Here is a 13,940-nt window from a genome sequence, read left to right on the forward strand (position 1 = left end):
AGCGCTTAGCGCGCTTGCAGTTTGACGGCCTTTTGGTCCAGCGCCAGGATCTGCGCCTCATCGCCGCCTGTTTCCTTGAGGATACGTGCCAGCAAGGCCGTCGCCGCGGGGTTCATCCGTTGCAGCGAATAGGCACGCGTCGCGGCATCGCGCGCGGTCCCCGGATCGTCCAACACGACCGCAGCCCGAGCGCGCAACATCCATGCCTGCGGATCGCGCCGGGCCCCGTTGGCAATGGCGAGGTCGAGCAGTCGGGCCGCCTTGGCCGCATCGCCCGCAAGCAGCTTGGCCTCGGCCAACATCAGCGCAGCAGCGGTGTTCGCCGAATTATTCGCCAGCTGGTATTCCAACAATGTCAGCCCGGATTGTCGGCGCCCAGCGGCAAGTTCGGCAGCGACCATTCGCCGGGTCAGCGGCCAGGATTGCCGGATCGCCGCAGCCTGAGCGTAATAGTCCGCGGCCTTCGCGCCCTGTCCAGCCAATAGATAAGTGTCACCGGCGAGCGCCAAGGCGTCTCCGGATCCGGGAGCCCTTCGGAGGAACGCTTCCGCACCCTCAATCGCCGCGACATATTGCCCGGCCCCGATCAGACCGCGCACCAGCGCAACCGCATCGCGCCCTGTCCGGAATCCGCGGGTGCGCGCCACGTCGAGGTTCGTTTCGGACGGCAGGGGATGCAATCCAGTCATCGGGCCGCGCGCAGCAAGGTCGAGAAAGCGGGCAGCCTCACCTCGCTCGCCCAACACTTCGTACGACCGGCCGACCAGCGTGGCCAGATACGGCGATGCACCCGTCTCCGCCGCGCGATCTTCGAAGCGGTAAACCAGTTCGCGGTGATTTCCGCCAAGTGCAAGCGACCGCGCCGCCAGCAAGCGGATACGCGCGTTGTCGGGCTGCATCCGCTCCAACCGGTCGAGCATTTGGGAGGCGCTGGCGTAATTGCCGGTTTCCAGATCGACGATCGCCGAGAGCAGCATAGCGGCCGGTGTCTCGCGCTGAAGGCTACCGGCGCGGTCGAGGAGGCTGCGTGCCAGGTCGAATTGCCCGCCCCGCGCGGCGAGCACCGCCTGAAGGTAGAATGCCCGCGCACTGCTTTCGTCGAGTTCGATCATCCGGCGGACGACCACCAGCATTTCGCGCGGCTGCCCGGCATCCCCGAGGGTCGCCGCGTAATCGCCAAGCAATGTTAGATTGTCGGGATTGCGCGCCAACGCCGCTTCGAACCAAGGGAGGGCCGCTTCCATTCCGGCGGAGTCACGTACCAACTGCGCCCGAAACTGGAGCGCCGCCACATTGTCCGGCCCCAATTGGGCGGCGCGAACGCTCGCCTCTACGGCCTGCTTCTGCTCTCCGCCAAGGTAGCGAAGGCGGCCGATATCGACCCACAGGTCCGGGCTATCCGGGATGAAATCCAGCGCTCGATCGAACGCTTTTCCCGCTTCCGGCAGGTTTCCGTCACGCATCCGGAGACGGCCGAGCATATGGAAACCGAGCCCGCTGGTGTCAGGGCTGAATGCCTCCGGTTCGAGCCAGCGGCGCGCTTCCTCGGGTTGGTCCTGCTGCAGTTCCGCTTCGCCCAGGTAGGCGGCGACTTCCGGCTCGGTAATCCCTTCGGCGAGCATTTCCCGCAGGATGATCTCCGCACCCAGCCCATCCCGCGCGGCCAGCGCTTGCCGGGCCTGTTCGACCGGAGGCGCCGGCGGCGGCGGCTCCGCGCAGGCCGCCAACGTCAGCAGGATAGCTCCCACTCCGCCGCCAGCACTGCGCAGAAGCCGCCGCGCGTCAGGTTTGCAGGTCATACTGCTTGAGCAGGTCGTACAGCGTGGGCCGGCTGATCCCGAGCATTTTGGCAGTGCTCGAGATGTTGCCCTCGCTGCGGGCGAGCGCGTGGCGAATGATCTTGCGGTCCGACTGCTCCCGCGCGGATTTGAGGTTCAGTGGAAGCCCCTCCTCCTCGCCGTTTGCATGCAAATCGAGGTCCTCCGCGCCGACCAGCTTGCTGTCCGCCATGATTACCGCGCGCTTGACCCGGTTTTCAAGCTCGCGGACATTTCCCGGCCAGCCCCAGCCATCGATCGCCGCCAGCGCGTCCTTCGCGAAGCCCGTAACCTGCGGATTCATCTCCGCCGCGAAGCGCTTGAGGAACGCTTTCGCCAACAGAGTGGGATCACCCGCGCGTTCGGCCAGGGAAGGTATCTTGATCACGATTTCTGCCAGGCGATAAAACAGGTCCTCCCGGAACTGCGCTTCGCCAATCATCGCTTCCAGGTCCTGGTGCGTCGCGCACACGATCCTCGTGTCGACCTCGATCGCCTTACGCCCGCCGATCCGTTCGATGGTGCGTTCCTGCAGGAACCGCAGCAGCTTGACCTGTAGCGGCAGAGGAATGTCGCCCACTTCGTCGAGGAACAGCGTACCGCCATGCGCCTGTTCGATCTTGCCTTCCGTGGTTTTCACCGCGCCAGTGAACGCACCCTTTTCGTGCCCGAACAATTCGCTTTCGAGCAGGTTTTCCGGGATTGCGGCGCAATTGATCGCCACGAAGGAACCTTCGCTACGGTCGCTCGCGTCGTGCAGGCCTTTGGCGAGCAATTCCTTGCCGGTTCCGCTCGCCCCCAGCAGCATCACCGAGACATTGGTTTTCGCCACCCGCTCGATGGTCCGGGCAACCTTGACCATTTCCGGCGCGGCGGTGATCAGGCGGCCGAGCACGGTCTTGTCCTCGCCGACCTGGGAAGCAAGATGCCGGTTCTCCTGTTCGATCACATGCAGGTTCATGGCCCGCTTCACGATCAGGCCGAGGGCCTCGATGTCGATCGGCTTCTGGTAGAAATCATATGCCCCGTGCTCGATCGCCCGCAGCGCACTTTCCCGCGCGCCGTGGCCGGAAGCGACGATGACTTTCGTATCCGGTTTGAGGGCCATGATCGCGTCGAGCACCGCGAACCCTTCGGTTGTGCCATCGGGATCGGGCGGCAATCCGAGGTCCAACGTAACCACGGCCGGTTCTTCCGCCCGGAGCGCGGCCAGCGCGTCCTGCCGGTTGCCGACAATTGTCACGTCGAAATCATCATACGCCCATTTGAGCTGTGCCTGCAGGCCTTCGTCGTCTTCCACGATGAGCAGTTTCGGCAATGTCTTCTTGTCTGGCAAAGCCATCAGGCAACCTCGGTTCTGGAATTGGTTACAGCACGCGTTTCGGTACGGGCGAGCAGGTCCGCAGCAGCGGCGATCGGAAGTTGGATGGCAAAGCGAGTGCCGAGCCCTTCGCGGGATTCCACGTCGAGCCGTCCGCCCATCGCCATGATCAGCTCCCGCGCCTCGAATGCGCCGATCCCGAAGCCGGCGTTCTTGGACGAGACGAAGGGCTTGAACAGCCCGTTGCGGATGAATTCGGGACTCATTCCGGAGCCGGAATCAATCACTTCAACCCGGCCCATCACCCCGTCGGTCGACACATCAAGCATCACCGGAAACTGCTCATCGCTGGCATCGACGGCGTTCTGGACGAGATGGATCAACGCCTGTTCCAGCGCCTCCGGATCGGCCAAAACCTTGCAGCTGTCGGCATGGATGACCTGGACCGGATGCAAGCTGGAATACTGGTCGGCCACCGTCTTGACGACTTTGGCCAGTTCGAACGGCTCGCGCCGGTCGCTGCCGTGCGCCCCGTAACGCCCCAAACGGGCCAGAAGGCTGTTCAACTTTTCCGCGCTGTTGCGCAAGGTAACCAGCATATCGGCGCGAAATTCGGGGTTTTCCGCATGGCGCTCGGCATTGCGCGCTAGCAGTGTCAGCTGGCTGGCCAGGTTCTTGATGTCGTGCATGACAAACGCAATGCGGCGGTTGAACTCTTCGAACCGGGCGGATTCCATCAGCGCATGATGTCCCGCCTGTTCGGCAATATAGCTGGCGAGTTGTTGGCCTACAACTCGGAGCAGGTCGAAATCCTCCCAGTCGAGGTTGCGCGGTGCCAGCGGTCGGCTGAGCACCACCACGCCGGTGAGCCGGTCGAAATGCAGCAGGGGCACCAGTGCCCACGCATCCGGTTCTGCTGCCAGCCAGTCCGGCAACAGCGGCGCCTCGCCATAACGGTTGCCGCCTTGCCGGACGTCGTCGAGATCGACAACGAAGCTACCGCTTTCCAGCAGTGAAGCCATCTGTCCCGACATTGCCTCTGCCGGCACGTCGATATTCCGCCATTGCCAGCGCGACGCGAGTTCATACGAACCCTGCTCGTTCGGCAGCAGCAGCAAGCCCGAGGGGCTGTCGGTAATATCAGCCAACGCCTGGATCACCCGTTCATACAGCGAGTGTGAGTTTTCCCCGCCCTGCCCCAGCGTCTGGGTAAAGCGCAGCCACTCCACCCGGTAATCGTAGCGATGCTGGAAAAGGTGCTTGACCATGGTTACCCGCAGCCAACCGCGCAGACGTTTCGAAGGGAGCCACAGGACGGCGAACACCGAAGCCCCGAATACGAACGCGACCTGGGTAAACCGCGCGAGGTCCCCGCGCTGGAGCGCGATCGATTCAGAGATCAGCACCATCACCGCAAGGTATCCGCCGATGAGTAGCAACGATAATGTCTGAAAGGTAACCTTGCGTGACGGGCGCAGCATCAATGATCCGCCAGCCTGACTGGCTCCCACCGCGACAAGTGCGCCGAGCGCCGCAAACACGAGCCCGCGCAGCGCTGAAAGTTCCGTCGGCAGGGATCCGCTGAGATAGGCGGTAGTCTGATAATTCAGTTCGTACAGCCACAGCATCGCCAGGCCGATGGCTGTCCAGCGAAAGGCCTGCCGTGTCGCCGGTGATGCGCCGCCGTAAAGGTTGTGCAGCAGCACCAGCGCGCCGACCGCAACCATGATCCGGAAGCTGACACTCGCCTCGAAAGCAAGCACAGCGAGGTCGGACGTGACCGCGTAGCGCAACTGGAGGACCAACAATACCGGCTGGAGTATCTCGACGAACGTAAGAGCAGCGATGACGGGACGGATCGGGGCCACGCTCCGGGCGCGCCCGTCGGCGACAAACAATTGGTAAAGGACGAATATCCACGCGAGATTGCGGAAGCTTTCGGATGCCTGCGCCATCGGAGCGTCTGGGCCGAGCGCTGCGATCAAGCCGCATGACAATGCGGTGATACAGAGCGAGGCAACGGTAGCGCGGCGGTCCGGCCGTTTGATGTCCCCGCGGCGAAGTACCCACGCCGCCGCGACAGCGCACACGATCGCGCCGCCAAGATGCAGCGCGAAGCTTGCCAGCATCCACAAATCGGACGCCCCGCCAGTCACCGCGCGCCCTCCGGCCACAGGACCACGCGCAACGTCTGTAGCAGGATCAACAGGTCGAGAAACGGCGTGTAGTTCTTGGCGTAATAGAGGTCGTATTCCAGCTTGTGGCGCGAATCCTCGATCGAAGCGCCATAAGGATAATTGATCTGGGCCCAACCGGTGATTCCGGGCTTTACCATGTGCCGTTCAGCGTAGAATGGCAGGTGATCTTCCAGGTCGGCAACGAACTGGGGCACCTCGGGCCGCGGGCCGACGAAGCTCATGTGCCCTTTGAGGACGCTCCAGGTTTGCGGCAGTTCATCGATCCGGACCTTGCGGATGAACCTGCCCACGCGGGTGATCCTCGGGTCATCCTGCTGCGCCCATTTCGCCCCGTCCTTCTCCGCATCGATGCGCATTGACCGAAGCTTGATGACCGGAAAGTTTTGTCCGTACAGACCGACACGGGTCTGGCGGAAAAAGGCTGAACCCTTGCTATCGAGCTTCACCAGTATTGCAAACACGATGATGATCGGCAGGGTCAGCGCTAGCAGAATGGAACTCGCAACAATATCGAACACACGTTTGGCCGCGCTGGAAATCATCCGGCCGGACGAGAACCCGTCGGAGAAAATCAGCCAGCTCGGGTTGACCGAATCGAGATCGACCCGGCCCGTCTCGCGTTCCATGAAACTGCTGAAATCGTTGACATGGACGCCCATCGTCTTGATCCGGAGCAAGTCCTTCATCGGAACCGCGTTGCGGCGTTCCTCCAACGCCAACACCACTTCGCTCGCACCCAGGTTTTCCACGAAGCGTCCGAGATCGTGAATTGCAGTGCGCGGGATGGCCTCCAGCACACCGGTCTCGCTTTCGCTCATGCCGATGTAGGATACGATCACGAAGCCGCTGTCAGGCCGTTCTGCGAGCTTCTTGAGCCGCTGCGCACGCGACCCAGCGCCGAGCACCATGACCCGGCGCCGAAAGGCCGAAGTGCCCAGAAAACCGCCGATGATGAGCCGGTTCAATATTGCCAGGACAATCGCCAAGACCATCGCGTAGATCAGCGTCGATCGCCAGAACGTGGCACCGGGCATGATGAAATCGATCACCGACAACGCGATGATGCCGAGGCTGACCGCGACCAGCAGCCGGGCACAGGCATAGCGCATCGACCGGGTAGCCTCGGCCCCATAAAGCCCGACCGAAATCATCGCGATCCAGACGATCAGCGCAAAACCGACAAGCGGCATGGCGCGTTCGGCAATGGAACCGGGATCAATACCGATTTGCGACGCGCGCAGTAACCACGCCAGTTCCCCGGCCAGGAACAGCAAGCCCAGATCGAACAGTCCCAACAGCATCACTGCATTGGGAATATAGTGTTTGAACAGGCGGATCATGCCATCTGCGTCCGAAGTTCCTTCTTTGGAACCACCGGATTAGGCCGCAGTTATGAAATGTCGGTAAACTTTACACCGCTAATTTTGCAGCGCATTTCCGCCAGACACGAACCTTAATTTCAGGTTACTCGCCGTTGGTGACGTCGTTGGCGACATCCTGCACCGCATCGCCGGCTTGCTGAGCCGCATTACCAACGTCATTCGCGGCGCCGGCCACGGCATTGTCCTTGGCGATTTCCGCGTCACCCATCTGGGAGAACACCAGAAAAGCGACCGCTGTCAGCATTACCAGCGCGATGAGGAACATTAATCCTTTGCCACCGCCGCTTCGTCCGGGATGGTCGGTCACCACGGTCGTAGTGGTGTGGGTCGAACCATCGGGTTCTTCAACACGGGTTGTGCGTTCTTCGGTCATGATAGTACTCCCTCAACTTGAAACCCAAATGAAGCAAGCACCGCTAAGTTCCCGAAATTCGTACATTACCGGCCGTAACCCTAGCCGAATTGGAAGGGGGCGTCGGTATGGCTCAATTGCTCGAAATAAAGCTTCGCGCCCCTAGGCGGAAGCGAGCGCTGGCGGCAGTTCTGGATATGGCAGGACGCACAGCCGGGTCCGATCAACTGGGCATTGGCTTCATCCAGCGACAGCCCGCGTGACAAGGCAAGATTCCCGGCCAGGCGCGCCTCCAAACCGAGCACGATTGCGAAGCGCGTGACTCCGTCAAAAAAGCTGCCCTCCACCGTGCGGGCGATGGTCAGCCAACTCGCGGGCGCCGCTCCCGCTTCGGGCAAATGCACAAGCTGGCGGCAATACTGCCCTGCCCGTTCGAACGCCGAATGCGGGATCCACAGCGGACAGGTCCCGCTGCCTTCGAGTATGCTCGTGCCGCTGGCGCCAGTGAACCGCTTCGAGAACTGCCCCGCGCGGTCCACCCGGGCCATGAAGAAAGGTAGCCCCCTCTGGCCGACGCGTTGCAAGGTCGTCAGCCGGTGGGCAAGCTGTTCCAGACTGACGCCAAAGCGCCGCATCAGGACTTGCAGATCGTAACCGGTAGCTTCGCACGCCCGCAGGAAACGCGAATAGGGCATCACCAACGCTGCCGCGAAATAGCTGATCAGATGCCGCTGAAACAATTGCCGCGCGGCATCGTCGGTAAACCGTCCCGCGGCCGCGAGGTTCTCGATTGCTTCGCGTTGCTCAAGTTGGGCGACCTGCATCGCAACCTGGAAATTCCGCGCGGGCGGGTCGAGCATTTCCGATATCTGCAGCTGGCGCGCGTGCAGGTCGAGCCGCCGCACGGAAGTCATCATCACCTCCTGCGGGAGGATGCGGAGGGACAATTGATGTTTGTCGCGCAGACGCTCCGCCAGCGCGCTGCCGATATCGGCGCGGGAAATTCGCAACTCATCCGCCAGCGCCTCCGCCGCGTTGTCCAGATCGGCGAAGTGGTTGCGCCACCGCTCGATTTCACGCCGCGTCGCCTGCAGCGGCTCGTCCGCCTCGGCCCGGGCATCGCCAGCGTTATCGAACATCCGGGCAAAAGCGGCCGCGGCCTGCGGTGCCGCTGCGAGGAACTCGGCAACTTCGTCCCGATCGATCCCGAGATCGGCGAAGCGTTCGTCCGAAAGTCGGCGTGCCAACCCGTCGATCCCGCCAATCGACTCGTTTTCCCGCAAGGCTGCCGAATCGAAATCGAACCGGTCGACCAGTTGCACCAGGACGCGCGCCGTCAGCGGGCGCTGGTTGCGCTCGATCAGGTTGAGATAGCTTGGTGAAATGGACAGCCGGGCCGCCATGGCAGCCTGCGTCAGCCCTTCGCGCTTGCGGAGGCGGCGCATTGCAGAGCCTGCGAAGAGTGGACCTTCAGCCATGAGACACCTGTAAATAACTTTACAATCTTACATCGCCGTATCGCTCAATAAGGCATCGCTGACAAGAATATTTGTGTTTTTCCTGTAATTCGGCGGGTTCTCGGCAGATAACGATGGCCATGTCGTCCGGTTGGACCGGGCAAAATAATTCAGGAGCCACGCCAATGACCTATCAGGGCAAAATCAACCTGCTCAACCAGACCATCGCTGCCGCAGGCGCGCCGTGGGATGCGATCAGTGCCGAATCGGCGGCCCGGATGCAGTTGCAGAACCGCTTCCACACAGGCCTCGACATCGCACGATATACCGCCAAGATCATGCGCCGGGATATGGCTGCCTATGACGCCGATCCCGCGCAATACACGCAGTCGCTCGGCTGCTGGCACGGGTTCATCGCGCAGCAGAAGATGATTTCGATCAAGAAGCATTTCGGCAGCACGAAGCAACGTTACCTGTATCTGTCAGGCTGGATGATCGCCGCGCTCAGGAGCGAATTCGGTCCCCTGCCCGACCAATCGATGCACGAAAAGACCAGCGTTCCCGCATTGATCGAGGAACTGTACACCTTCCTGAAGCAGGCCGATGCCCGCGAACTGGGCGGCATGTTCCGCGATCTCGACGCCGCGCGCGCCTCCGGTGACGAAGTTGAAGCCAAGCGGATCGAACTCGCAATCGACAATTACGAAACGCATGTCGTGCCGATCATCGCCGATATCGACGCCGGTTTCGGCAACGCGGAAGCAACCTACTTGCTGGCCAAGAAGATGATCGAGGCGGGCGCTTGCGCCTTGCAGATCGAAAACCAGGTTTCCGACGAGAAGCAGTGCGGCCACCAGGACGGCAAGGTCACTGTTCCGCACGAGGATTTCCTGCAGAAGATCCGCGCGATCCGCTACGCCTTCCTGGAAATGGGCGTCGAGGACGGCATCATCGTCGCCCGGACCGACTCGTTGGGTGCGGGCCTGACCAAGCAGATCGCCGTCACGAAGGAAGAAGGCGATCTGGGGGACCAGTACAACAGCTTCCTCGATTGCGAGGAAATCGACCCCGCCGCGATCCAGAACGGCGACGTTTTCCTCAGCCGTGAAGGCAAATTGCTACGGCCCAAGCGTCTGCCGTCCAACCTGTTCCAGTTCCGCGCCGGAACCGGGGAAGACCGCTGCGTGCTCGATTGCATCACCTCGCTCCAGAACGGAGCGGACCTGCTGTGGATCGAAACCGAGAAGCCGCATATCGAACAGATCGCCGGCATGGTCGACCGCATCCGCGAAGTCGTTCCCAACGCGAAGCTGGTTTACAACAACTCGCCCAGCTTCAACTGGACCCTCAACTTCCGCCAGCAGGTTTACGATGCCTGGAAAAACGAAGGAAAGGACGTGTCCGCATATGACCGGGACCGGTTGATGAGCGTGGATTATGATGCGACCGATCTCGCCGCCGCAGCCGACGAAAAAATCCGCACGTTCCAGCGCGATGCGGCGGCGCGGGCCGGTATCTTCCACCACCTGATAACGCTGCCGACCTATCACACGGCCGCGCTAAGCACGGACAATCTGGCGAAGGAATATTTCGGTGACCAGGGAATGCTGGGGTATGTTAAGGGTGTCCAGCGCAAGGAAATCCGCGAGGGTATTGCCTGCGTGAAGCACCAGAACATGTCCGGCTCCGACGTCGGGGATGATCACAAGGAGTATTTTGCGGGCGAAGCGGCGCTGAAAGCTGGCGGCGCCCACAATACGATGAATCAATTCGCGGCTGCCTGAGCGCAATCGCGAGAGATCGAGGAACAGATCAATGTCCGATACCGAAGCCAAAAGCCCGGAACCCACAAGTTCGGAACCCTCCCGCGCCCGCGCCTTGTTTTCGACCGCGGATTTCAAACTCCTCCGCGCCGCGCTGGCCAGCCACGCCCGCACAACCGAGGACCGCGAGGAACTCGCCCGGATCAATGCCCTGCACCACCGGCTCGGCACCTATTACAGCGGTTAACCGCGCCAGCTAGCCAAACATGGCAGCGGCCCTTCTCCTGGGGAGGAGATGATGGCTGCCGGGGTTAACGCCCCGGCGGCCATCATTATTTTGCGAGACGGTAGACTACTGGCCGGCTGATGGCGCCATCAGACCAAGCGTCGCCGCAGTCATGGCTTCGGTCGCGGTCGCGATCAGCTTTTCCGCGTCGGGTGCCCAATAGGGGCTGTGGAGTGACGGCAAGGCGATTTCGCCAGCCTGCGCCCGCTCGAATTCCGCTTGCGGAACGCCGCCGACCCAGAAGATCAGCGACTTGGTATCGTCGGGCGATGCGCGCAGGTACTGGCTGAAATCTTCGCCGCCCATGACGGAGGGCACTTTCATCACGCGTGCTTCGCCGAACCGTTCGCGGAAGCCGGCCATGACCTCCTCGGTAAAGTCGGGCGAATTGTAGGTCGAGGGGGTGTAGTCTTTCTCCAGTGTCACCACCGGCATCCGGTCCTCCGGCATGCCCGCGGCCATGGCTTCACCCATCGCGACCCGCCGGATACCGTCGAGCAGCAGCTTGCGCGATTCGTCGCTGTAGGACCGCACGGTCAGCTGCAATTTCGCCTCGTCGGAAATGATGTTGTGCTTGAAGCCGGAATGGAAGCTGCCGACCGTGATCACCGCCGGGTCGAGCGGGCTGCTTTCGCGGCTCACGAGCGTCTGCAGTTTCATCACGATGGCGCTGGCAAGCACGATCGGATCCTTGGTGGTATGCGGATAGGCACCGTGGCCGCCTACGCCCTTCACGCTGACATCGACGCTGTCGACATTGGCGAGTGCGAAACCGGGCGAATAGCCGATCATCCCGGCCGGAAACTGCGCCGCATCGTGAAACGCCAACACCACTTCGGGCTTGGGAAAGCGGGTGTACAGCCCGTCATCCAGCATCGCCTTCGCGCCGAGCCCGATTTCTTCCGCCGGCTGGCCGATCATCACCAGCGTGCCGGACCATTCGCCCTTACGCTCCGCCAGCAATTGCGCAGTTCCGATCCACGCGGCCATGTGAGTGTCATGGCCGCAGGCGTGCATCACGCCGGTCTCCACGCCCGAAGCCGGAACCGCGACGGCTTTGGAGGCGTAGGGCAGCCCGGTCTGTTCGGTCACCGGCAAGCCGTCCATGTCGGCGCGGAGCATGATCGTGGGGCCCGCTCCGTTGCGCATCACCGCGACAACGCCGGTCTTGCCCACGCCTTCTGTCACTTCGAAACCAAGGGCGCGCATTCGCTCGGCAAGCTTGGCGGAGGTTTTGACCTCTTCGAAACTCAGTTCCGGATTGGCGTGAAGATCGCGGTAAAGGTCCATAAGCTGCGGCATGTCCGCTGCGACGGCATCGCTTAATTCATCGGCCTGCGCGCTCATCGGCGCGGTCAGGGCGGCAGCGGCAATCGCGGGCAGCAGGAACTTCTTCAGCATTTCAGTCTCCCTTGCGTCCCGCCGAGCTACATTCCGTATGTAATCACCAGCAGGATCGATAATGTCGTCGTCATCAACAGGACCAGCGGCACACCGGTGCGGATGTAGTCCTTAAACTCGTAACTGCCCTCCGCCATGATCAGCATGTTGGTCTGATAGGCAATCGGCGTGGCATAACACAAATTGCAGCCGAACAGCACCGCCAGGATCAGCGGCTCCGGCGGCAGGCCGAGTTGCTGCGCGATGTTGAACGCAATCGGCGTGCCCACAGTGGCCGCGGTCGCGTTGGAGGCGAAATTCGTCAGCAGCGTCACGAACAGCATGATCATTGCGAGCACCATTGCCGGCGGCAAGAACTGCAAGCCAAGAGACAGCGTTTCACCGAGCCACGCCGCGGCTCCACTATCGAGGATGATCCGCCCGACCGCGATACTTGCGGCGACCAAGACGATAACTTTCGCGGACAGCGCGCGGCCGACGCGGTCGAACTTTACGCAACCGGTCACGAACATCAGGATCGCCCCGCCAAGCGCGGAAATCGCAATCGGGAACAAGCCGATCGACGCGGTACCGACCGATCCGACCATGATTGCTCCCGCCAGGACCGCTTTCGAGCGGCGCGGCAATTCGCGGGCCCCGTCGAGGATCAGCAGACTGTCGCTGCGGGCAAACTCCTGCAGGTCGTCCTGGAGACCCATCACCAGCAGAACGTCGCCCTCGGCAATGCGGATGTCGGTCCCGGGGGTGTCTACGCGTTCTTCACCCATGATGGTGCGCGGGCGGTGGATACCGAGAACTGCAACACCATAAAGGTCGGCAATTCCCGAAGTGGGGAGCGTGCGCCGGATCAGCCGGGAATCGGCTGTCACTGCCATCTCCACGACAGTGATGTCTTCCTTCGCGGAAGAAGAGTTACGCCGGATGCGCGCCAGCACCCACGCAGGGGCCGCTTCCCCCTGCAGGGACCTCATCGCTTCTTCCAGCGCCTCGTGCGTGCCCGATATGCGCAGCCGCTGTTGCGGCTTTAGCGAACCGGCGGGCGGATCGATGAATTCCAGATCTGCCGGCAATTTGCTGATGATCGCGGAGATCTCCTGCCCGATCAGCGGGCTGTTCTCGCCAATCCGCAAGCGGGAATGGAACCGCCGCAAACCGCCATCCTTGGCAACCCGGTTATCGCCGAGCAGGCGCGGCATCACCAGCCATAGGTACGGCAGAGCTACCAGCGCAGCGGTCAGCACGATCGGCGTGAAGTGGAACACGCTCATCGGAGGCATTCCCAGATCGCCCGCAATGGACACCACCAGCAGGTTGGTCGAGGTGCCAATGGTCGTCGCCATCCCGCCGATAAGGACCGCCGCGTTGAGCGGAATCAGCGTTTTCGAGGCCGGAAGCGCCCCTTTCGCCGCCAGCGCAACGAAGATCGGCAGCAGCAGCACCAGAACCGGCGTATCGTTGATGATCATCGACAGGAAGAACGCCAGCAGCAACGATACCAACAAGCCGAGTTGGAGATTGATCTTGAAGACTTTTTCGAGAAACCGTGCCGCCGGTTCCAGCGCTCCGGTCACCACCAGTCCGCGCCCCATGATCATCAGCGCGCAAATCGTGATCAGCGCGTAATGCCCGAAGCCGGAAAAGGCGAGCGCCAGCCCGTCGGTCGGCCCGGTCCCTTCCAGCGGGAAGAAGTATAGCCCGATCGCAATTACCGCGATGGTCAGCAGCGAGACGATTTCGGTGGTCATCCGGCCGCGAGCGAAGGCGACGAACATCGCAATCGTCACCGCCATGGCCGCAATCGCGTGGAAGGAGGGAATGCTCAACATCGTCTGGCGGGCCGAATCCCAAAGCGCGGGACTAAACACAAGCGAATTCGGCAAAATTGTTTGGCGACAGGAAAGTTGGTGAGGAATCTGCGATTGCGCTCGTTTGGAAATGCCGAACGGGTTACCGTATTGCTCGA

General features: G+C 61.9%; 10 protein-coding genes. 2 read left to right on the forward strand and 8 right to left on the reverse strand.

What is annotated here, in order from left to right:
* Positions 1–5: 5 nt before the first annotated feature.
* The 6 genes from GRI65_RS04750 to GRI65_RS04775 form a co-directional block, all read right to left on the reverse strand.
* Positions 6–1,799, reverse strand: a complete 1,794-nt coding sequence (locus GRI65_RS04750) for a tetratricopeptide repeat protein (protein WP_160755343.1) — start codon at positions 1,797–1,799, stop codon at positions 6–8.
* Positions 1,783–3,159, reverse strand: a complete 1,377-nt coding sequence (gene prsR / locus GRI65_RS04755; protein WP_160755344.1) for a PEP-CTERM-box response regulator transcription factor — start codon at positions 3,157–3,159, stop codon at positions 1,783–1,785. Before prsR ends, GRI65_RS04750 begins: the two co-directional genes overlap by 17 nt.
* Positions 3,159–5,312: an XrtA/PEP-CTERM system histidine kinase PrsK gene (prsK, locus tag GRI65_RS04760; RefSeq protein ID WP_332872596.1), complete on the reverse strand. Its 2,154-nt coding sequence runs from the start codon at positions 5,310–5,312 to the stop codon at positions 3,159–3,161. The genes prsR and prsK overlap by 1 nt, the downstream gene beginning before the upstream one ends.
* A complete protein-coding gene (locus tag GRI65_RS04765; RefSeq protein WP_160755345.1) occupies positions 5,291–6,676 on the reverse strand; it encodes a TIGR03013 family XrtA/PEP-CTERM system glycosyltransferase in 1,386 nt (461 codons plus the stop codon). The genes prsK and GRI65_RS04765 overlap by 22 nt, the downstream gene beginning before the upstream one ends.
* 124 nt (positions 6,677–6,800) lie before the next feature.
* A complete protein-coding gene (locus GRI65_RS04770) occupies positions 6,801–7,091 on the reverse strand; it encodes a hypothetical protein (protein WP_160755346.1) in 291 nt (96 codons plus the stop codon).
* Between the two features lie 80 nt (positions 7,092–7,171).
* On the reverse strand, positions 7,172–8,548 hold the full coding sequence (locus GRI65_RS04775; protein ID WP_160755347.1) for a helix-turn-helix domain-containing protein: 1,377 nt from the start codon (positions 8,546–8,548) through the stop codon (positions 7,172–7,174).
* Positions 8,549–8,712: 164 nt separating this feature from the next.
* Between GRI65_RS04775 and GRI65_RS04780 the strand changes: the two genes are divergently transcribed.
* Both GRI65_RS04780 and GRI65_RS04785 read left to right on the forward strand, forming a co-directional pair.
* Entirely contained in the window at positions 8,713–10,311 is a 1,599-nt protein-coding gene (locus GRI65_RS04780) for an isocitrate lyase (protein WP_160755348.1), read from the forward strand.
* A 31-nt stretch (positions 10,312–10,342) separates the two neighbouring features.
* Entirely contained in the window at positions 10,343–10,537 is a 195-nt protein-coding gene (locus GRI65_RS04785; protein WP_160755349.1) for a hypothetical protein, read from the forward strand.
* Positions 10,538–10,642: 105 nt separating this feature from the next.
* On the opposite strand, the gene GRI65_RS04790 is transcribed toward GRI65_RS04785, so the two are convergent.
* Both GRI65_RS04790 and GRI65_RS04795 read right to left on the reverse strand, forming a co-directional pair.
* A complete protein-coding gene (locus GRI65_RS04790) occupies positions 10,643–11,977 on the reverse strand; it encodes an amidohydrolase (RefSeq protein ID WP_160755350.1) in 1,335 nt (444 codons plus the stop codon).
* Between the two features lie 26 nt (positions 11,978–12,003).
* Positions 12,004–13,803 carry an SLC13 family permease gene (locus GRI65_RS04795; protein WP_202391098.1) on the reverse strand — a complete coding sequence of 600 codons (1,800 nt, stop codon included), beginning with the start codon at positions 13,801–13,803 and terminating at the stop codon, positions 12,004–12,006.
* Positions 13,804–13,940: the final 137 nt, after the last annotated feature.

Source organism: Allopontixanthobacter sediminis (genome assembly GCF_009828115.1).
In the GTDB taxonomy this organism is placed as follows: Bacteria; Pseudomonadota; Alphaproteobacteria; order Sphingomonadales; family Sphingomonadaceae; genus Allopontixanthobacter; species Allopontixanthobacter sediminis.